This window comes from Methanothermobacter sp. (genome assembly GCF_030055425.1).
Taxonomy (GTDB): Archaea; Methanobacteriota; Methanobacteria; order Methanobacteriales; family Methanothermobacteraceae; genus Methanothermobacter.
In genome coordinates, this window is record NZ_JASFYE010000005.1 from 63410 (window position 1) to 85231 (window position 21822).

General features: G+C 49.0%; 14 protein-coding genes. 7 read left to right on the plus strand and 7 right to left on the minus strand.

Annotated elements, in window-relative coordinates:
* Positions 1 to 45 precede the first annotated feature (45 nt).
* The 4 genes from QFX39_RS06080 to QFX39_RS06095 all read right to left on the minus strand — a co-directional run bounded on the left by QFX39_RS06080 (position 46) and on the right by QFX39_RS06095 (position 3865).
* On the minus strand, positions 46 to 1140 hold the full coding sequence (locus QFX39_RS06080; RefSeq protein WP_300478313.1) for a DNA double-strand break repair nuclease NurA: 1095 nt from the start codon (positions 1138 to 1140) through the stop codon (positions 46 to 48).
* A gap of 11 nt (positions 1141 to 1151) precedes the next feature.
* Complete coding sequence (locus QFX39_RS06085; RefSeq protein WP_300478316.1) at positions 1152 to 2291, minus strand: tRNA-guanine transglycosylase; 1140 nt, start codon at positions 2289 to 2291, stop codon at positions 1152 to 1154.
* A gap of 189 nt (positions 2292 to 2480) precedes the next feature.
* A complete protein-coding gene (locus tag QFX39_RS06090; RefSeq protein WP_013295713.1) occupies positions 2481 to 2828 on the minus strand; it encodes a roadblock/LC7 domain-containing protein in 348 nt (115 codons plus the stop codon).
* 11 nt (positions 2829 to 2839) lie between these two features.
* The gene (locus tag QFX39_RS06095) at positions 2840 to 3865 is read right to left on the minus strand and encodes a H(2)-dependent methylenetetrahydromethanopterin dehydrogenase-related protein (RefSeq protein WP_300478319.1); all 1026 of its coding nucleotides are present in this window, start codon (positions 3863 to 3865) and stop codon (positions 2840 to 2842) included.
* Positions 3866 to 4122: 257 nt separating this feature from the next.
* Between QFX39_RS06095 and QFX39_RS06100 the strand changes: the two genes are divergently transcribed.
* Positions 4123 to 4884 (plus strand): potassium channel family protein, encoded by a 762-nt coding sequence (locus tag QFX39_RS06100; RefSeq protein ID WP_300478322.1) that lies wholly within the window; start codon positions 4123 to 4125, stop codon positions 4882 to 4884.
* Between the two features lie 7 nt (positions 4885 to 4891).
* On the opposite strand, the gene QFX39_RS06105 is transcribed toward QFX39_RS06100, so the two are convergent.
* Together QFX39_RS06105 and QFX39_RS06110 are read right to left on the minus strand one after the other, a co-directional pair.
* Complete coding sequence (locus tag QFX39_RS06105) at positions 4892 to 5539, minus strand: heavy metal-binding domain-containing protein (protein ID WP_300478325.1); 648 nt, start codon at positions 5537 to 5539, stop codon at positions 4892 to 4894.
* 15 nt (positions 5540 to 5554) lie between these two features.
* Complete coding sequence (locus tag QFX39_RS06110; protein ID WP_300478328.1) at positions 5555 to 5881, minus strand: YbjQ family protein; 327 nt, start codon at positions 5879 to 5881, stop codon at positions 5555 to 5557.
* 130 nt (positions 5882 to 6011) lie between these two features.
* On the opposite strand from QFX39_RS06110, the gene QFX39_RS06115 reads away from it, so the two are divergent.
* Entirely contained in the window at positions 6012 to 6563 is a 552-nt protein-coding gene (locus QFX39_RS06115) for a PsbP-related protein (RefSeq protein WP_300478329.1), read from the plus strand.
* Positions 6564 to 6611: 48 nt separating this feature from the next.
* Positions 6612 to 7073: a hypothetical protein gene (locus QFX39_RS06120; protein ID WP_300478331.1), complete on the plus strand. Its 462-nt coding sequence runs from the start codon at positions 6612 to 6614 to the stop codon at positions 7071 to 7073.
* A 3-nt stretch (positions 7074 to 7076) separates the two neighbouring features.
* Here the strand turns inward: QFX39_RS06120 and QFX39_RS06125 are convergent, their stop codons facing one another.
* Positions 7077 to 9833 carry an ATP-dependent DNA helicase gene (locus QFX39_RS06125; protein ID WP_300478333.1) on the minus strand — a complete coding sequence of 919 codons (2757 nt, stop codon included), beginning with the start codon at positions 9831 to 9833 and terminating at the stop codon, positions 7077 to 7079.
* Positions 9834 to 9993: 160 nt separating this feature from the next.
* On the opposite strand from QFX39_RS06125, the gene QFX39_RS06130 reads away from it, so the two are divergent.
* The 4 genes from QFX39_RS06130 to QFX39_RS06145 all read left to right on the plus strand — a co-directional run bounded on the left by QFX39_RS06130 (position 9994) and on the right by QFX39_RS06145 (position 21794).
* Entirely contained in the window at positions 9994 to 14694 is a 4701-nt protein-coding gene (locus QFX39_RS06130) for a cobaltochelatase subunit CobN (protein WP_300478335.1), read from the plus strand.
* A 215-nt stretch (positions 14695 to 14909) separates the two neighbouring features.
* Entirely contained in the window at positions 14910 to 15749 is an 840-nt protein-coding gene (locus QFX39_RS06135) for a hypothetical protein (RefSeq protein ID WP_300478337.1), read from the plus strand.
* Between the two features lie 267 nt (positions 15750 to 16016).
* Complete coding sequence (locus QFX39_RS06140; RefSeq protein ID WP_300478339.1) at positions 16017 to 17102, plus strand: DUF6569 family protein; 1086 nt, start codon at positions 16017 to 16019, stop codon at positions 17100 to 17102.
* A 231-nt stretch (positions 17103 to 17333) separates the two neighbouring features.
* On the plus strand, positions 17334 to 21794 hold the full coding sequence (locus QFX39_RS06145; RefSeq protein WP_300478342.1) for a cobaltochelatase subunit CobN: 4461 nt from the start codon (positions 17334 to 17336) through the stop codon (positions 21792 to 21794).
* The last annotated feature ends 28 nt before the right edge of the window (positions 21795 to 21822 follow it).

Sequence of the window (21822 nt, forward strand, 5' to 3'; positions counted from 1 at the left end):
TTGTTGCACCGCTTAAAACAATACCAATTTTGTCTTTAATTTAAATCACCCCATGTTATTCATTATAATCATGTCCTCAATGTTACCTGTTGCATGTGTTCTTGCAAGAATCTCTTCGTAAATAACCTGCGCAGCACCCCCCCTTATTTTACACTTTTCGTGGGCAATCTCAATAGGTACCGGTATATTCTGGCCTGGAAATGTCCACTCATATGACGCAGTAACTGCCCGTTGCACTCTCAAGTTAACATCACCTTTATCATACTTCATTGGAATATCAAGCCGGATAATTTCTGAAGAAAAATCTTTCTGGAAGAAAACAGAAAATATTCTGATACCATAATTAGAATATCTTCTACTTATTTCATCCTTTAATTCAAGAGGATGTGTGAAAAGAACATCGTCATAATTGTTATCAAGCCGGTATGCAGTGAAAAAGTAAGCAAAAAGGTTTTTATCTACTGAGAAATTTTTGAGTAACTTATTTCTCTCTAATTTTAAAATCCTTTCATATTCCCTTAGGAAATGGGAATCAATACATTTTTTAACACATCCTACTAAAAAAGACTGGGATGTAGCTTTTTTTATTGCATCACATCTGTATTCAACATAGTTTTCATCAATATAACCTGGTGGATCTACAACTGGCCCGTCAATAAATACAATTGATTCTGTGTTCTTTGTATTCCAATCTTCTAAAGCCTTGGTTTCCCCTAACAGCATTCTTCTTGAAGCTTCACCATCAATAGATTTGTGTTTATTCTCATCAATTTCCTCTATTCCTGCAGCATAAACATCAACAACAGGTTCATCAGATAATCCTTTTTCAAAAAGTATCCTCACAATTGAATAAGGAGCGTACCATTTAGAACCAATAGGCCCTACACTATAAAAACTGCCATCGATACCAACGCTGCACCATTCTCTAAACTGACCATAATCTTTAAGGTCATCGATAGTAAAAATGATTTTTTTTAGAGAAGATAAGTCTTTAAATATCTTTTTTGATTGTTCCTTTATCAAACGAAAAGTTTCACCTATTTTAGACCCCTTTTCATTGGCACTTTCAATTAAATTTATTAAAACTTCTCCATCGGTTTCATTGAATTCTATTCTTTTTTTTATTTCATCTATATCCATTATATACACCATTACCCCAGTTTCTGATGAACCACTTCCTGAAGAGCGTAATTAAAATGTTTTGAAAAAAATCCTTTTTTTAATCTTTCATTGCAGAAATCAAAACAACTGCCATCCAATAATTTCTCATAATACAAATCCCTTTCCCTCATAAAAACCCAAGCATTATGTATTGCTCTGCTCTTAAAATCAGAATCTAATACTTCTATTTTCTCTTTTAAAGATTTGTATCTACAAATTGGACATTCACAAAGATCTAAAAGTTTTTTGTCATCTTTACTTAAAGAAGGCCTTCCATTGTTCTTATTAAGAGGATATCTATCACCTACCCCTGGCAGCTGAATACAGCCATAGGCCGCTTTTAATCTCCAGCCCATTGAGTCAAGGGAATCAACACCTAAGGAGTACATCAGATGCATGGATTTCGCGCTGCCAATACCAAAAACATGCAATAAAGAATCTGGGAATTCCTTCCTTACCATTCTTACCGAGTCTATTATGAAGTTAACACTATTTTTAAATTTTTTACTCCCCCTACATTTAAAAATCAAAGGAACTATACTGCCCAATCCAATAATAGGAGGATTCTCATGAATCTTCTTTATGTCATTACAACTATTTCTAAGATCCTCTAAAGAATAACCATGAACAACGGGTATTAACGGAATTTTACCATTTTTTAACATTAAATCAGAATTTTGAAGAGTTTTCATCCACCTATCCTTATTCTTCATCTCATTTTCCAAGGGATTGAGTGGATGATCAAGCACAACACCTAGATCTGGCTTGGACATTTCATAAAGTTCAAGTATGTCTTCTGGATCAACTTCTAAACTATCCTTTTTCTGAAAGGAGAATCCTCCAGAGTCCATTATCACTAAACCGTCGAAGCCCAGATATTTGTGGATCCCTTTTTCGCATATTTCTTCGTATACTCTTCGATTTCTAATAATTTCATACGCACTAACCATGATGGTCTCAATATCAAAATGATTCCATATATGTGGCTGAGCTGAGGGAAGGTGCCCTAGCCATAATAAAGGTGTATAAACTGATTTTTTGTTAATTTTTAACTTTGCAGATCTTACAAGAGGAAATGTATCATCAACATAATGATCTTTAAAGGAAACCTTACTACTCCACAAGCTCACCTAATCACCCGCGCTTGATATGATAAATTATTACTGTAATGAATACATTGAGTTAGTAATACTCCTCTATATCTTCTATAATCTTTACTATTAAATGATAACCATTAACAAAAAATAAAAAAGTTAAATAATAGCTACAAAGATAAATATCGTGTTACGAAAAATAACCATGATAAAAATAAATTAATATTATCCGAGAAGGTCACTTAACCTCTCGGCGCTCCTCTTCATCTCTATCCTGATCATTCCCAGGTTCACATCCACATCGGTTATCACGACGAGGATCCCCTCACCGGCATCGATCATGAGGGTCTTACCACGTTTACCCTCAATCATGACCTGCTCGAGGGGCTCATGCTTTATCTCCTCGGCCGACCTCTCGGCTGTACCGAACACCGCTGAGGCCATTGCACCCACGAGTTCCGCGTCGATGTCACCTGAAACCTCACTCTCTATTATGAGACCGTCCTTTCCAACAACAAGGGATCCGTTAACACCGTTCACCCTTCCAAGGTCCTTGAGTATCCTCTCTATCAACTTCAAACCCCCTATTCAAACATCTTCCTCATGCACCTTCTTATTGTACCCTCAGCTGCACGGTCCCCCATGACGGTTTTGAGTTCACCTGTGAGGGCCTGGGCAGCCACAAGGTCCGTGTGTTTAACCTCTGCGCCCTCGATCCATTTCATGACATCATCGTTGAGCTGGGAGATCTTCCTGAGGGCTGCGTCCAGTTCCTCCTGTTCATCAAGGAGGTGCATTGACCTTGCGCTTTTCACCAGGAGTTCAGGGTTCATGGCCCTGGCCATTCCATCAACACCTGATGTCTCAACCAGGGATGCCATGGTCTGGAGTGTCATGAGTATCTGCTTCTCAACCATCTCCTCAGGGGCCTTTATTATCTGGGTACCCACATAGTAGTAGTCCAGGACACCTGCAAGTGCCACCGCAGTGACCAGGGAGCCCATATCTGCAACTGCTGAGGTCACATCCGCCGGGACCACGTAGGCTGTCTTACCAGTGCTCTCTGCGAGTTCAGCACACCTTGATATCTGTTCATCTGTTGCAATATCAAGTTCCGCTGTGGGCCTTCCACCTATAACGTAGTGTTCGTGCTGCGGTGTCCCTGGCACAGCCGCAGGGTGCATTGAGGACACACCTATATCTGTTCTGTCCATTTTTAATTCCTTTTCGAGGACGTAGTACAGCACCACAGGTGATACCGTACAGGTGTTGGCTATAACTGCCCCCTCTGGTAGCTCAGGGAGTATCTCCCTGACTATATTTATGGTTCCCTTTCCGAAGGGTGTGAAGAGCACTGCAACATCGGCTTCAGCTGCGGCCTCCTTATCGTTATCTGTGACAGTTACACCTGCTTCCTCAACAAGGTTCCAGTGTTCATCTTCCAGTACATCCCTTACAGGTTCCGCAAGTGTAACCTCGTGTCCGGCCTGTGCGAATTCCATGGCCATTCTGCTTCCGCCGTATGGAGCCTCCCCGCCGTACTTTTCAGGGAGGTTCAGTTCCTCAGTATATAATTTCTGATTACCAGCACCGTAAACTGTCACCTTCATTGTTATCACTCTTTCATGTGAAAGTCTCCAGAAGAAAAAATAGGTTATAGAAAATCACCCTATTAAAGTTTTTCCATGAATGGGGGATAATATCATGTTATTACTTATTCAGGACATTGATATTCTGTTATTACTTATTCGAAACATTAAATGGAGTTTTAATCTGAAAGATTTCATTTTTCATGCCTGAAAGGTTATAAATAATCCACGATATAGAAGTAGTATCCAGTTCATGCTTTCCTCAAGGGGGTTCCAAAGTGAAAGATCTTCAGAAAGGTTTCAGGGTACTGTCTGAGATTATCATCCTTGTTCTCCTTGGACTTGACGGGCTGTCACTCATTATCAGCACATTTCTTCCCCTCCAGCCCGTGACATTCTCAAGGATAGTCCTCCTGGACCTCCTCACAAGCATCACGGTTGTGGCAGCCTACATACTTCAGCCAGGAGTCCGCGACAGGTGGAATATTCCCGTTGTGATGGTGCCCTTCTACTTCATCGGCGTGAACATCCTGGGGGTGAACCCTGATTCTGTCATACTTGCAGTTCTGAACCTCATAAAGGTTGTGGGGCTCTTCATTGCATTCAGGGACCTTGCAGGGTCTGTTGGGGAGTTCATAAGGACCAGCCGCCTGGGCTATGGTCTGGGACTCTTTGTATCTGTGCTTTTCGTATTCACAATCGTATTCTACCTGGTTGAGAGTCCGGTGAATCCCCTTGTGAGGACATATGAGGACTCATTATGGTACGTCCTCCAGACCATCACAACGGTGGGCTACGGTGATATAATACCTGTAACAGCCCCTGGAAGGCTGACCGGTGTGGTCATAATGATCAGTGCCATTGCATCCACAAGCCTCATAACCGCGTCCGCTACATCCACACTCCTTGAGACCCTCAGGAAGGAGCAGGAGAGGATAGACTCCACACGGAGGGATGAGTTCAGGATGCTACGTGATAAGCTGGATGAACTGGAAATGAAACTTGAGAGAATAGAGGACATGCTGGAAAAACGTAGATGAAGTCTAACTAACCCTTCACAGCTGTCCCTGTGGCTGTCACAGCGAGAACCTCCCCACCGAGGTCCCTGAGCACCGTAACCTCAACATCAATGTCAACCACCCCCACAGCCCCCATGGCCTCAGCATCACTCAGCATGCGCTCAACAGCCAGCCTTCGAAGTTCTGTGATTTCATCGGGTTTACCAACAGCCTCCCCTGCGGCTATACCAAGCACTTCACCTCCACCATCATAGCCAAGGGGTATGGTCCCGTTCTTGGGTACCAGAAGGTCACCCACACCCTTACCTGCGAGTCCAAGGAGGTATGTTATGATTGCCGCGAGGAGGAAGTTCACTGCTGTGGGGAAGGCCGCCTGGAAGGCAAGCATCAGACCCCCAACCGTGAACACATTCCACTCGATGGGTTCAGCCGGGAAGAACCATCCATAGATGTTCACAGCGAAAAAGACCAGTATTGCGCTTACAGCACCCGTGCTTGCCCCGTACCTCCTCCCAGCAATGTAGGATTCAACAAATCCTGCCAGGAGGGGGGATACTATGTACATGATGTTGAAGCCGAATATCACAAGCTGGAACCTGACAGAGAGGATGGCTGATAGGAGGCCCGCTGCAAGGCCCGCTGCAACCGCAATAACGGCCCACCTGTACCTCCCCAATGGCAACACCCCGGTTCACTCCTCAAGGGACACCGCTGTCCCTGTGGCGGATACGAGGATGGTGTTACCCATTGTACCCCCAAGGTTGTGGTAGTCGATCCTCACACCTATAATTGCGTCAGCCCCCAGCTTCCCGGCGGCCTCCCTCATGGAGGACAGGGCCAGTTCCCTTGCCCTTGCAAGTTCCCTCTCATAGGCCGATGTCCTGCCACCAACCACGTCCCTAACACCTGAGAAGAGGTCCTTGTATATGTTGGCCCCTATGAGCGCATCCCCGGTCACGATACCATGGTACCTGCCTATCACCTTACCCTCAACGGTATTCGACGTTACCATGAGCATAACTAACACCACACTCTAACCATATCCTGTTCGTAGTCTCATATGCGAATAGCCCCTCATCAATAACACCCACTCTAACTATATCCATAATGGGATACATAGTTAACTATACAGATAAAGGGGGGTTGATATGAGGGAATACTTTTTTCTGCTCCTAATCGCTGTGGCCGTTGCGGTCTCAGGCTGTACCGTCACAACCGAGGGCAACAATACGGTCCCGGACGTTCCATATAAGACGTACTCTGATAGTGAGATATCATTCAGGTACCCTGCGAACTGGACCTCAGAGAACCTGACTGTTGCAAGTCCAAACAGCATCGCAGCGGTCGCTGACCCATCAGGGGTGGATGATGCTGGTAACCTTGAGACCCTGGTCATCATACAGAGCATACCGCTGCCAGCAGGGAGGACCCTGAAGGACGTCTATGATGAAACCTACCGGGCCTTTTCAGGTGAGCCAGGTTACAGGCTGATCTCCGAGAGGACCCTCACCGTTGACGGTGTAACCGCATATGAGAACATACACACCATCAACGTGGATGGGGTGACGAAACAGGAACGTGTAACCTGGGTTGAGAAGAACGGGAGGATCTACGTCATACTCTGCGGAACAACGCCTGAGAGGTTCGAGTCTGAAAAGAGGAACTTTGACCTTATCACCTACTCCTTCCAGGTGAAGTGATGAGGCCAATTCCCATTCTTTTATGACCTCCACGTTTGGGGTGAAGTGATGAGGCTAATTCCCATTCTTTTTCTGGTTCTCGTATCTGTATCATGCTGCACAGCAGGCTACAGGGTCTTTGAGAACCATGAGATTATATTCCACTACCCCGCATCCTGGAGGCAGGTCTCCTTCATCCACCCACCATATGAGGTGGAGCGGGGCTATGAGTATGCCATCACCGTTGCAGAGCCCGGCGGGGAACTCAGGACCATGGTCATGGTTGAAAAGCTGAAGGCTGACTACAGGTTCCCTGTACCGGATAATCTCACAGGCGAAAGGAAGGTCACAGTGAATGGCTACCGTGGTCTTGAGTTCATTTACCCTGAAAATAGGAGCATTGTGAGGACGACAATAATTGTCACCCCCAGGGGGAGGTATGCCGTGATATGCAGGGCAGATAGGGGTGACTTTGAAATGGAGAAGGAAAACTTCGACCTTGTAACATACTCATTCAGGGTGAAGCCGTGAAAACTAAAGGGTCCCATAGAGCCCTGATACATGTTCACATATGGAGTGGAAGGTGCACCACCTGCAGAAATCGTTCTTCCTTGCAGGGAATTCCTCCCTCCTCACCCTGCCTGCAACCTCGATGAGAACCGCTTCAACATCATCCAGTGGCTCTATCCCATGCCACTCTGAATCCTCAAAGGTGTAGGCAAGGAAGCCATCAAAGTCCTCTTCAAGGGCGTGTCTGTAGAGTCCAAGCTGAAGAGAAATATCAGTCGCCTCTATACCCTCCCCTGTCATTGCCTTGAAGTCAACGAGTTCCAGTCCACCATTGGAATTTTCTATGATGAGGTCTGTCTGACCTGTCAGCATGAAGCCATCCCTCATTATACTGAAGGGTTTCTCTGCAGAGATTATCCTGGCTGCACGGGACCTTATATCCTCAATGTAGCGTTTCAGTTTGGATTTGAAGGCATCAAATGCCTCCCGGCTTAAATTCAGATCCCTGAGGTTCTCTGATGCCAGCTCGTGTATGTAGCCATCGGTTATGGCCTCACCCCTCATGAGGCGCCTGTTTATCCTCCTGAGACACTCATGGACCGCCATCCCATAGAGCTGGTTCATGGTTGAGGGGACATCGAAGCCGTACTCATAGAGCATCATGTACCTGAATGGGCATGTGAGGTAGGTGTTGAGTTCTGTGAAGCTCATCCTGAAGGTCTCCATGGATTCAATATCCTCCACCTCACAGGTGTTCTTTATGACCTCTATCCTGGCATATTCAGGGTCTATCCTCCCCAGTTTATCACTTGTTATCCTTGAAGCTGATAGGAGGTCCTCTATGAATGGCGAATACCCCAGTCTCCCCCGGTGGTTCTCTGTCGCAGAAATTATGAGCATGTCCTGGGCCCTTGTCATTCCCACATAGAATAGCCGTCTCTCCTCAAGTACATCACCCCTTCCAGTACTCTTTCTGAGTTCATCAGGGATGCTGAGGTCCCCCCTTTCATCTCTATTCTTCCTGGGTAGCTTGCCATTGAACACGGAACAGATTATGACAACGGGAAACTCAAGGCCCTTTGCCCTGTGCATGGTCATGACATTGACCGAGTACGGGTTGTCAAGGAGGATCTGGTCGTACTTCTTAACGCTTCCATTCATTGCCATCCTCACAAACTCCATGAGACCCTCCACGGTGGGCTCTGATGATACCCGCTCATAGTCCTTGATTATTGAACTGAACCTTGCAAGGTTGTAGAGTTTCTCCCTTGACTCATCATCACCCCTCTCAAGGAGCCTGTGGGGGTACCTGCTGATCTCAAGGATCTCATAGTACCTCTCAAGGACGCCTAGTTCACTGTCTATGAGTCTGTTGAGGGCAACGAGTTTTTCAATATCATCTGGATCAGTGAATCCTGCCTCCCTGAATTCTTCGTGGTTTCTGAGTGACCTGAAGCCCTCATCACCCATATTTTTGATTATCTCAATGCTTTCACCGGTGAGGTCCATGAATTCACTCTCAAAGTGTTCAGTGTTTTCATTGCTCAGTCTGATTATCCTCCGCCTTATGTTCCTTGTGTGGTGGAGGAGCTGTATGATATAGAGTATCTCCTCCCTGTCAAAGAATCCGCCCTCACCGTAGACGTTGAAGGGTATGTCCTCCCTTCTGAGTTCATTCATTATCTCAACTGCATCGTGTTTAACACTCCTGAAGAGGAGTGTCACGTACCCCTGGTGGGGGATCACATTGTGATCCACGAGGGCCCTTATTATGCTGACTATGTTTCCTGGTTCATCCTGGTGGGTGGGGTTGTCCAGGATAAAGACCCTGTTTTTTGAGTTCCTCACCGGCCTTATGGTCTTGGGGTAGTCCCTGTAATCCTCCATGAACCTCTGGGTGATGTCCACTATGCTGGGGACCGAGCGGAAGTTCCTCTCAAGCATCACAACCTCTGCATCGTACTTGTCCTCGAAGCCCAGGAAGTTCTCTGGTGTGGACCCCCTGAACCCGTATATGCTCTGGTCCTCATCCCCAACTGCGAATATGTTTTTCTCTTCACCTGCAAGGAGCTCCAGGAACCTCTCCTGTATGGGGTTGGTGTCCTGGTACTCGTCAACCATGAGGAACCTGTACCTTGATCTGAGGTCCTGGAGGACCCCCCCATCATTTTCAAGAAGTTTCACCACCTGCCACTGCATCCCTGAGAAGTCCAGGACCCTCTTTTCCTCCATGAGTTTGAGGTACTTACCATATGCCTCTGCAGCGACGACATCTGTCTTTTTTGAACCATTGGTGCGGTGGTATTCCAGCAGGGCCTCCGGTTCAATCATGTTCTCCTGGCATTCGCTGAAGAAGGCCTGGAGTTTGGGGAAGCGTTCCCTGGGGGTGTGCTCCAATCCGAGTTCTTCCCTGTGGTCGTAGATGAACATGAGCTGTTTCTCCTCATCCAGGACATGGAAGTGGGAACCCATGGGGTGGTGGTCCGGGTACATGCGGAGTATGCGGTTGCAGAATGAGTGTATGGTGGATATCTGCATCTCCTCTGCCCGTGATCCCACACGGCCCAGTATCCTCTCCTTCAGCTCATCGGCAGCCTTCTTTGTGAAGGTTATCACCACGAGGCTTCCTGGGTCAACCCCCCTTTTCTCCATGAGGTTGGCCACCCTCTCAACTATGATCCTTGTCTTCCCGGCCCCTGGCCCTGCAACAACCAGCATTGGGCCTGTGAAGTGTTCCACGGCCCTGCGCTGTTCATCTGTGAGCTGAATCTCCCCTCCCATTCACTGCACCACCTCAATGTTATTTCTATGGTATCCCTTTACTTTTATAGTTTTTCTGTTGAATAAGGCCGTATTACAAATTTAATTTAATTTAATTAAAGAAAATTTTAAATATTTAATTTTTCAAGTAAATCTGATAAAAATTAAAAGGAGGTGAAAAATGACTGGAAGAGAATACATTACACTGATGCTATTCCTTGTGATCTTAGCACTGACAGCGCCTGTATCGGCAGCCAACAGTACAGACGGTGGAAACCAGAGCGATATACACTTTCTCGTGATAACATGGCCCACAGAGGCAGGGCAGCTAGTCCAGCCCATGCACGAGATAAGCAGCAGATACCCTGAGGTGAAATTCAAAGCCAGGAGCACAACACAGGTTTCCGAGAACGTGAGTGAGATCCCTGAACTCGTGGAATGGGCCCACGTAATTTACCTCAGTAACATACAGCCAGGGATAGTCACAGATACCCTTGTAAACCTGAAATCCCAGGGAAAACTCGATGGTAAGGTGATAGCGTCCTATCCAAGCCCCTACTTCTCAATTCCAGTGGTTAGGCTCTCAAACTTCGCCGGTGTGAGGTTTGTGAATGCCAATGGAACAGCACTGACTGACATGGAGATACAGCAGATATTCTCAAGCATATCATACCCCCCGATGGGGAAGACATCCATGCAGATGGTTGACATGCTCAAGGCCCAGTACCCTGCAATGGCAGATTACCTTGAAGTCAAAAAGTATTATGTTCCAGATACCGCTTCACCTGAAAACAGGGCACGGATGCTTGAATACATACTTGCAAAGAGTTTCCCTGGCAGATTCAACTGCACGGCACCAACCACGGTGCCACAGTTTGGCCTATACCGTAACGGAAGACTCTACAGTAACTTCACAGAATACGCGTCCCTCTACCTGAGACCCGGAAGGAGAACAGTGGGAATAACCGCCTGGAGCGCGCTCACCTTTGAAAGGGGTGACCTCCGACATATAGATGCAATGATAGAGGCCCTTGAGGTCCAGGGACTCAATGTGCTTCCGCTTATCTCCCAGTCAAACATGGGTAACGGTATGTACGAATTTGCAGGTATAAGGAGCTACTTCATTGACCAGGCAACCAACATGTCAAGGGTCGATGCCATCATCAGCCTGACATGGCTGGTTGGTGGTGAGACCAGCAAGGCAATGGTTAACAGCCTCATAAACACCCACGGGATACTCCTAGTACCGGCGTTCATATATGGCTCAGATGTGAACACCTGGGAAATAGAAACATCGGGTCTGGGTATAAACACAAATGTGATCGCCCTCAAGGAGACCCAGGGACAGATAATGCCCGTGGTGATGGGTGCAACATGCCGTGTAACCGACACCCTCACGGGAATTGCCGTTGACCTCACAGAGCCCATTACAGAAAGGGTGGAGCGACTTGCATCCAGGATAGCGGCATGGAGCCGCCTCAGGGTACTTGCAAACAGTGATAAGAGGGTTGCGCTCATCTACTACAACTACCCACCCGGAAAACAGGGAATCGCAGGTGCGGATTCACTAAACGGCCCTGAATCAATAATGGAGATCCTCCGGATCCTGAATGCCAGCGGATACAGGGTTGATGTGCCTGCAGGTACCGGGGCACTCCTTGACCTCATGCTCAGCGGCGGGATAAACGTGGGTACATGGGCCCCCGGCGAACTTGAGAAACTTGCAGAGCATGCAGTGCTCTACCCTGTGAATGAATTCATGGACTGGTACCGGAATCTCCCTGAGGTTACAAGGCTTCAGATGGAGCAGGGACCCATGGGCTATATGGAGGCCATCTGCAGGAAGGTCTACAATCTCAATCCAGCGCGGGTAACCGCGGATTTAAGGGCGACATCAGCAAGGATCCTCAGCGAATGGTACAGGGAACTCAGGTCCACCCTGGAGTCCATGAACATAACACAGAAGCAGAACGCACTGAGATACCTTGATGAGGCCCACGCGGCACTTCAGAGTATACTGAACCATGAAAACCGCTGGGCTGACTTCCAGAGGGCGAAGACATCATTCCTGAATCTCAGGATACCCGGACTGTGTGGATGGGGCGCCCCTCCAGGCAATGTGATGACTGTTACACGAAACGGCACCAGGTACTTCGTGCTCCCTGTTATAAAACTCGGGAACATCTACCTGGCTGCCCAGCCACAGAGGGGCTATGAAAACGCTGATTTCCTCTATCACAGCACTGTTATACCGCCACACTATCAGTACCTTGCATTCTACTCCTACCTTCAGGGGCGTGCTGATGCAGCGGTCTACCTGGGAAGGCATGGAACCTATGAGTGGCTGCCAGGGAAGGACGCCGGACTTTCAGGGGCCGATTTCCCTGAAATCTGCACAGGGAACATACCATCAATCTACCTCTACACCATGGATGGTGTGGGTGAGGCCCTCCATGCCAAGAGGCGCGGCCTTGCAGTTATCATAAGCCACCTGGTACAGCCCCTTGCAGCGACAGTCCTTGATGATGACATGATGGCACTCAAGACACTGACAGAGAGGTACATGCAGGAGAGGAACAGCGCACTTATCCCGCAGATGGTGGAACTTGCATCCCGCCTGCATCTGGAATCCGTGGTGAACTTCAGCGAATCACCCGAGAAACTTGCAGAGGGTATACACGACTACATCATCCATCTGCAGTCCTCCATCACACCACTGGGGCTCCATGTATTTGGACGTGACTGGACACCTGAGATGGTGAGGGCACTTGTACTCTCAATGGCATCAAGGATCACAGCGGTGCCTGCTGGAGGCAACAGGTTTATAACACCGGAGGAAGCCCTCAGAAACATAACAGGCGCGGTGGATCTTATCATTGAAACCGTGCGGAGTGGTGGTAATGTCACAGAGGCCCTCAGGGAAAGGTGTGGCAGGGTCCTATCGGCATTTGAGGAGGCCGCCGCGGTGAAGGTGGCATCATTCGCCGCCAGTATCATTGAAAGCCCTGCCAGGGAGCGTTCAATGCTTCTCAGGGCACTCAATGGACTCTACATTCCCCCATCCCTGGGTAACGACCCCATAAGGACCCCTGAGGCCCTTCCGACGGGTGGTAACCTCTATGGCCTTGACCCCCAGAAGCTGCCCTACTGGGACGCCTACCTTAAGGCATTGGACCTTGTGAGGGATGCGCTCGCAGCCTACAACGGGACCCCTGAGGAACTGGGTGTGGTGCTCTGGGCAACCGAGACCCAGAGGGATAACGGTGCCACCATTGCCTTCATAATGAGGCTTCTTGGTGTTGAACCGGTCTATGCACAGCAGGCCCAGAGGAGCGGCAACGTCCTGGGTGTGAGGGCAGTTCCACTATCAGAGCTTGGCAGGCCCAGAATCGACGTCCTCATTACCATATCAGGTATACTCAGGGAGACCTTCCCCCAGTGCGCGGTTCTCATTGACAGGTCCGTGAGGGTGGCGCTTGCAGCGTCATACACAACACTTGCAGGGGAGATTTCAAGGAAACCTGAACCAATGAGGTCCCGACTCAGGGAGGCCCTGGATGCTGCTCTTGAAACAGTGAGGGTTGCAGGTCTCTTTGTGCCAGGGGACGATCCCCTTGAGATGAACTTCATAGCACTGCACTGGCTCAGCGACACAGAGGCTCTTCTTTCGAAGAACTTTGGAGCTTCCGAGGCGGGTAGGATGGCTGTGAGCAGGATATTCGGTCCTCCACCTGGCGAGTGGGGGTCATCAGGTGTTAGAACAGGTGCACAGCTCTCAGATACCTGGAGTGACAGACTGGAACTCGGCGACGCCTTCATCTCAGACATGAAGTACTCCTACCGGGAGGACGACTGGGGATCCATCAACACAGAGATCTTCACAAGGAGGCTGAGGGACATCGACGGGGTTTACCATTCACGTTCAGATACAAAACACGGAGTCCTGGACCTGGACCATAACTACGAGTTCCTTGGCGGTTTCAGCCTTGCTGTTGAGAGGGTGAAAGGAAGGAGACCTGAACTCTTCATACTGAACCAGGTGAACCCGGCAAAACCAGGCATCGACACGCTCTCAGAGTTCATCCTCAGGGACCTGCACAGCAAGTTCTTCAACAGGGAATGGATCAGTGCCATGATGCGGGAGGGCTATGCCGGCGCCAGTTACATATCAGGTAACTTCTTTGAGAACCTCTGGGGCTGGAAGGTGACAGTACCAGACGCTGTGACTGATTCCATGTGGAACGAAGCAGTGAATATCTATATAAGGGACAGATATGGTCTCGGAGTCAGGGAATGGCTTTCAACAGGGAAGAATGCATATGCACTCATCAGTATAACAGGCACACTCCTAAACGCCGCCCGGAGGGGCTACTGGAATGCCGACAGGGAGACCCTGAGGATGCTGGCAGATATCTACGTGAGGACAACCAGTGAGTACGGTGTTGCATGCTGTCATCACACATGCGGTAACATCCAGCTCAACAGCTGGATACTGAAGCTCTCCTCACTGAATTCCGCTGAACTCAGGACCTTCCTTGAGAAATTCAGGTACGCCACAGGGGCTGCCATTCAGGTGGAAGGAGATCCCGCGCCTGATGTTACACCGGGCAGGCCCGGGGGATCAGAGAACCCATCCACACCTGGGGGATCAGAGGGACATATCAGCCCTGGTAGGAGCGTATCTGCGGTTTCAGAGGAGGCTTCAGCAAAATCTCAGAATACGCCTTCAGAGACCGGTAAAGAATCTGGTAAGGCATACGAGGTCGCAGCATCAAGTAACAGCAACTCCGGATCCACTGAAACTCCACTCTACGCCATACTGGGTATAGTTTCAATTGTCGCACTCCTTGGAGCCGGTTACCTTAAGGGTACCGGGAGGTAGCTGCGACATCCCCATTTTATTTTTTTAGAATCCCGGGAGAATTCTGTTATACATTTTAATCATAGGATTAATAAATGAACTATTTTCATCAACTTCACCACAACCTTTATATTCAATAAAATACATATACACTGCTACATATATGATTGTTTTATTCAGGATATTTGTGTATAGGGAGGCTCAGTGACCTCCCTCTCTCTTCTAGAGGTGGTATGTTGGACATATTTGAAGGCATGAAATATAATGAGGCTGCAGAGAGAATCCTGAAATCAGGATACACCGGCCTTGAGGGCTGGGAGGAGTTCCTGAAATACCATCCTTCCCTCCTGAACACCCCACTGGGGCGTAAAACCGCCGAGGATATCCGGATAAAATACTTCACCGAGTGGACGTCCCACATACGTTTAAGGGACATTATCCTCTTTGAGGCCTTCCAGGAGACCCGTGAAGACCCTGGGGAACACGATACAGAGGAGCTGAAGATGGAAATGAAATCCCGCTACCCCCACTTCTTTGACCTCACAGATAAACCATTTGAGATTAGGAAGGTTGTGGAGGCCACGCTGAACGACCTTGACGACCCCCAGAGCGGCTGGATGAAGACCTCCCTGAAGAAACTGCTGGAGTCAAGCCTGGGGGTTACAGGCAACCTGAGGTCAAGTCCATCGGCGGTATCCCACGGTATTCTGTCCATCATATCAGGGTACCTTGAGGGGGCAGAGGATAAGAGGGGATTCATCCTGGGACTCTTCAACTGGGAGTACGACATCTTCACCCCCACAGTGATAATGGATGATGAGAGGGACGTGGATGCCCTTGAATACCAGGAGACCCTGAGCTCATTCATATCAAACGCAAGGAAATGCCTCAAACTTTCAAGATCACTTGTGAAAATCCTTGATACCGCCTCACCACAGTTTCAGGTGCTTGCAGAGCTCTTCAGGGTTTCCATGTCCCTAACACCTGAGTCGACACTGGCATGGCTCCAGAGGGTCTGTGAGACCTACGATGTACCTGTTGAGGACCTGAGGGCCGCCCTCATGGACAACAGCTGATATATCCCCATAATACCTCTAATTTTTTATTAAATGCTTACAGGCTCTCAGAGAAGGAAACCAGGATCACAGCGTGCCCCTGTAAACACTTCAAATCTTTCAGAATATCGCATTTTAAATGCAATTCTTTCATTAAACAGATATTTCACCCATATTTGAATAAAATATTTTCAATTATTCAGTAAAAATATTTATATTCAATAATTTACATATACATAACTAGAGCCAGAGTGAATTATCTGGCTGTTAACATTGAGAGGTGATGTTTTGAATGAGATAGTCAAGAGCTGTCTTGATAGCCTGGAGTTCCTCAAACCCCAGGTTTCAGGTCAGATGGAGGTCATCCCGGTGAGGGCGCCTGAGGGGAGCCAGAACTACCTTACACTGAGAGATGCCATGAGCAAGGACCTCATAAGTATAGGTGAGGTGGACGAATATGGCTCAGTACCCACGGTACTTGCAGTTAACCGGGCTGATGAACCCGTACTCATAATTGACGGGGAGGAACTGGAGGGTGCCAAGCAGAACCGTGTGGCCAACGTCACAGTTCTGTTGCCTGAGAAGTCAGAAACCATGATACCTGTAAGCTGCGTGGAGCAGGGCAGATGGTCCTACACCTCAAAGGAGTTCAGGGACCCTGAAAGGGTGGCTGCACTCAACGTAAGGGTTACCAAGACAAGGACCGTGACAGAGAACCTTGAGAACATTGGTAGAAGCGCTGAAATAGATGATGCCCCTGAGGATGAGCATGTCATACGTGACACCTTTGAGGATATCAGGGAGATCAATATCAGGAACCAGGAAGAGTTACTGCAGGCGTACTGCTCACGCCAGAGCAGCGTATGGGATGAGGTTAACAGGCTCCACAGGAGGGCCGGCTCAACCTCAAAAACAGGTGCAATGGCAGATGCCTACAGAAAGAAGAGAAAGACACTGGAGGAATTCAAAAAACCATTCAAACCGCTTAAAGATCAGAACGGAGTGCTTGTTGCAATCAACGGTAGAATTGCAGGATTTGAACTTGTATCAAGAAGTTCAGCCTACAGGAAACTCCATGATAAGATCATAAAGAGCTATGCAATCGAGGCCATGCTCCATGATGATGTAAAATACGACCCTGTGGACCCCGATGGCTTCATTGAGAGGATCATGAACGCAGAAGAACACCGTTACCCATCCCCCGGCTACGGGATAGACCACAGGTACACTGCAGAGGGTCTTGTGGGCTCGACCCTGACACATGCAGGTGAGGTCATACACTCTGTGTTCTTCAACCTCCAGGAGGATAGCGGGGGTATCAGAGGTTACAGGGAGAGGGCTGAGACCATGAGGAGAAACAGCCACCACGTTTAACTCCAATCACCTCTTTTATTATCAGTGAATAGTAAAAAATCCCCGCCAAATAACCTGAAAACCCCATCAACTTCTTTTATTATCAGCAAAGGCATTTAATCGGACCATATGAATAAACATATTTAAAATTTGTTTTAAAATAATTAAAGTTAATTTTAAATATCGCCTCCCTTAAAGTAAACCTGAATAAAATTAAAGGGAGGTGAAAATATTAAAAGATTCATCACAGTAATGGCAGTAATACTCGCAGTTACACTGACAGGGACAGCCAGCGCAGCGGAGGTTTCAGGACATATAAAGGAGATCTACAATGAAACATCAGGAGGATACACCACACTCCAGGATGCACTGCCGGTGAAGAATGCAAGCATCACCGTGATATACAATGGTTCGGTTATCAATGAAACACGAACAGCGGCAGACGGATCCTACAGGGTTACATTCAGTGACACATTCCCTGTTGAGGTGAGGATAAGCTACCACACCTACCGGCCGGTAACATACACCGTGACCTCAAGCCAAACACTGAACCACACATTCATGCCGGATATAGCCATCATAAGCTCAGTCCCTGAGAAGGGACGCATACTGAAGTCAATGGGTAACAGGAGGATAATCTACCATGACATGTGGGACCCATCCTCAGCGACCAGTGACTGGATTATGGAGCACGTGAACTTCGCCTACCTGGACATGGCAATGCCCGGGACAGGCTGGGGCGACTCCTGGTATCCATACCTCCTGAGGAGTCCCGCGAACCAGAGAAACATGATAGCAGCTGCCTTCGGTTACCCAACAGACACAGACACTGACCCCTACGGTGGAACAGGTCTGAACCTCCTCGGCGGAACACCAGGAAATGACACACCGGACACAGTGGAGAATACCTACATTGCAAGCTACTACGCCCTTGCATCAGGAGGGGCAGCCAGGGAGAACCTGGAGAACATGATAAAGTACATCCAGTACCTCCTCGGTGAGACCACCTTCAACCCGGTTGAGAACAATCAGGGGCCGGTCATGGCAGCCCCTGACTGGGGACTCTACCACCCTGACCTTGGAGTCATGAGTGTGGTTGCAGAAAGATCCAGAATAAAGGCCTGGATAGAGGGCAACCCTGGTCTCATACCACCATATGACAGCCTCAGATGGATAGACCAGAACTTCTCGGCATGGGCGGAAGACCAGAGGGCAGATATCTACAGACAGTTCGAGAACTGGTACACAGCAAACAAAAACATGACAGGACCATTCATCGTCGTTGTAAGCTACAATCCATCACCGACCGTGGACGCAATAATACGCCAGGCAGAGAAACAGGGAAGGGCCATATTCAACCTCTACCAGGGCGCCACAAACCCTGCTGTGAGTTCACTCCTTGAGGAACTCGCCCTTGGTGTTAACGGTAAGGGGCCCCTCACAAGGAGGATAAACGCGGTGATATCCCTCTACTCCTGGTCACTCAACTACGCCAACCTGCCATCAGGTGGGGCGCTTGCAGAGTTTGAGAGGATAAACATCCCTGTGATCAAGGGGGTGCAGCTCTACAGCAACTCAAGCCTCACAAACCCGCTGGGTGCCCAGTACGAATGGACATGGCAGGTCACGATACCCGGGTTCGAGGGTGTCTTCTCACCCATCGTTGTATCCTACACCGACGCATCATGGAATGAGGTTGTGGTTCATCAGGGTGTGGAGAAGATCGTCAAACTGGCCGATGGATGGGCAAGGCTCAGGGAACTCAGCAATTCAGATAAGAAAATCGCGGTGATACTCTACAGCTACCCACCAGGCAAGGATGGGTTCACGGCATCATACCTGGACGTCTTCAGGAGCCTCCACGACCTCCTGGTGAAGCTCAACGAGACAGGCTACAGGGTTGAAAGGATACCCGATGTGGAGGAGCTCTACAGGATAGTCTCAGAGTTCGGTAACAAGGGTACCTGGGCACAGCCACTCCTTGAGAGGTACGTGAGTGAGCACAGGGCAGAACTGCAGGCCAGCGGGCAGCTCCTTGATGTGCAGAAATACCTGGAATGGTTCAGCAAACTCCCTGAAAAACTCAGGTCAGAGGTCATATCAAAATGGGGGGCCGCACCAGGCAAGATAATGACGGTGAACGGAAGCATTGTGATACCCGGTATAATGCTGGGGAACATCTTCGTGACGGTCCAGCCGGCACGTGGATGGGACGAGGTCACAGACTACCACAACCCATACCTGCCGCCACACCACCAGTACATAGCCTTCTACAGGTGGATGGAGAACGTCTTCGGGGCAAATGCAATGATACACCTTGGAACCCACGGGACACTGGAGTTCCTCCCTGGAAGGATGATAGGGCTCATGGAGGATGACTGGCCATTCCAGCTCACAGGGATACCAAACATCTACCCCTACATAGTCTCAAATCCAGGGGAGGGCATGGTTGCAAAGGACCGGAGCGGGGCACTCATAATCGACCACATGACCCCTGCAATGGTCGAGAGCGGACTGTACGGTAAACTCATTGAGATACATGACCTCATCCACCAGTACGAGAACGCCCTGAAGGTTGGTAACAGCCAGATACTCCCTGCCATTGAGTCCCAGATCAGATCCAGAGCCTCAGAGATGGGCTTCAACATGTCAGGCAACTTCACAGATGCCCTGGAGAGGCTCCACCTCAGTCTCCATGAGATAGAATCAGACATAATCCCCCTGGGACTTCACAGCCTGGGAAGGGTGCTTGAGGGTGAGGAGCTGGTTGAGGAGGTTCTCACCATAGCATCATCAAGGTCAGAGTTCCTGGAGAACATCAGAAAAACCCTCTACCCCTCAAAGCCAGTCTACACTGAAATGCTTAAGGACCCCCTGAGATACAGCGACGAGATAGCCTCGGTCAAGAACCTTGCACGGACATGGATCAGGAACATCATAAACGGCACTGCCCCTGCAGGTATAAACGGCACCGACCTTGAATTCATCAATGAGACAATCAGAAAGATACGTGGAAACACCGAATGGCAGAGCCTGCTTTCAGCCCTTGGAGGTGGATTTGTGAGGCCAGGCCTTGCAGGTGACCCTGCATGGTGTGATGTGCTTCCAACAGGCGCCAACTTCTACGCCACCAACCCCAAGAAGATGCCGACAAGGGCCGCCTGGGAGACCGCAAAGAAAATCACAGACACCCTCCTTGCAGAGTACTACATGAAGCACGGAAAATTCCCTGAACTCATCGGAATGGTGATGTGGGGTACCGAGCTTCTGAGGACCGATGGGGTTGCCATTGCAGAGTTCATGTACCTCCTCGGGGTTAAGCCCCAGTGGAACACCAACGGTGACGTCAAACCTGAACCTGTCCTCATGGACGCATCAGAACTCAGGATCACAGTGAACGGCGTTGAGATACCAAGGCCGCGCATCGACGTATTTGTAACTGCCGTCACAGGTAACCAGCTCTGGATAGACCTCATGAACGCCGCTGTTAAGATGGCTGCAGAGGCAAATGACACCGAAAACTATGTTAAGAGGCACTACAGTGAATGCGGCTCACTGGACCGTGTCTTTGGACTCAGGGGGCTCGTGCTTGAGGGTACAGGGGTATCAGATATGACACCGGCAACCTCAAGGTGGAATACCAGCGCTGAACTTGCAGATGTCTACCTCTCAAGGGTCTCCTATGCCTGGAGGTCAACCCCCGGGGGAGTGGATATACAGCAGAGCAGGGGCACCTTCCAGTACCTCCTGGGTAGGGTGAACCTTGTTACACAGAACCTGGACAGCACCTGGAGGCTCATTGACACAGACGACTACTATGACTGGTTCGGTGGAATGGTCCTTGCATCACGCCACCTCGGCGGCAACCCTGACACCGCACTGGTGGATATACGGAACAGGAACACGGTCACAGTGAGGACCGTTGCAGAGGAGATTGAACTTGAGGTGAGATCCCAGCTCCTCAACCCGCGCTACATGGACTCACTCCTCAGCTCACCAAGCGGCTGGCTGGAATACGCCTCAAGGTACAAGAATGTGTTCGGTGTGGCCGTCACAACCGGTGCTGTGAGCAATGAACTGTGGAACCAGCTTGCTGTGAACCTCCTCAGTGACAGGTTCAGGGCATCAGGGGACTATGAGGCTGTTGCAACCCAGTCAATGATTGCCTGGGTCCTTGAGGCTGCAAGGCGGAACATCTGGAATGCGGACAAGGCTGTCCTTCGGGACCTTGCAAACCGCTACATTGAACTTGCCGGGCAGTATGGTGTGGTGTGCTGCCACCATACCTGTGCAAACATAGTCTTCAATAACTGGGTTGTTAAGGTCTCCTCGGTCAACCAGGCGTCCCTCAAAAGGTTTGCCTCTGCCCTTGCAGCTGCAACAGGCGCATCAGTCAATTTACCGCAGGGAGGAGGTTCAGGGAATCCAGGCCATTCAGGTTCAGACAGTAATGGTGAAAGTGCCGGGATGACAGGACAGAGACCCTCAGGTTCATCAGGTGAATCATACACAGGATCATCAGGTTCAACGGCTGAAAGTCAGAGCCCAGCTACCCCTGATGAAACAGGAAAGGGTGCTGAATCAGGTAAAGCCTATGAGGTTTCAGCATCAACCCAGAGTGGTTCATCAGAAAGCCAGGTGCCGCTTTACGCACTTCTAGGTGTTGTGGCCCTTGTGTTCCTGGTGGGATTCGGTTACTGGAGGGGCAGATAACCCCATTTTATTTTTTTTTTATTGAATG

What these genes read in the sequence shown, in the direction of transcription:
- QFX39_RS06145 (WP_300478342.1), top strand. Translation starts at nt 17,334, where the DNA reads ATGGCAGTAATACTCGCAGTTACACTGACAGGGACAGCCAGCGCAGCG.
- QFX39_RS06080 (WP_300478313.1), bottom strand. Translation starts at nt 1,140, where the DNA reads ATGGATATAGATGAAATAAAAAAAAGAATAGAATTCAATGAAACCGAT.
- QFX39_RS06125 (WP_300478333.1), bottom strand. Translation starts at nt 9,833, where the DNA reads ATGGGAGGGGAGATTCAGCTCACAGATGAACAGCGCAGGGCCGTGGAA.
- QFX39_RS06130 (WP_300478335.1), top strand. Translation starts at nt 9,994, where the DNA reads ATGACTGGAAGAGAATACATTACACTGATGCTATTCCTTGTGATCTTA.
- QFX39_RS06110 (WP_300478328.1), bottom strand. Translation starts at nt 5,881, where the DNA reads ATGCTCATGGTAACGTCGAATACCGTTGAGGGTAAGGTGATAGGCAGG.
- QFX39_RS06095 (WP_300478319.1), bottom strand. Translation starts at nt 3,865, where the DNA reads ATGAAGGTGACAGTTTACGGTGCTGGTAATCAGAAATTATATACTGAG.
- QFX39_RS06120 (WP_300478331.1), top strand. Translation starts at nt 6,612, where the DNA reads ATGAGGCTAATTCCCATTCTTTTTCTGGTTCTCGTATCTGTATCATGC.
- QFX39_RS06115 (WP_300478329.1), top strand. Translation starts at nt 6,012, where the DNA reads ATGAGGGAATACTTTTTTCTGCTCCTAATCGCTGTGGCCGTTGCGGTC.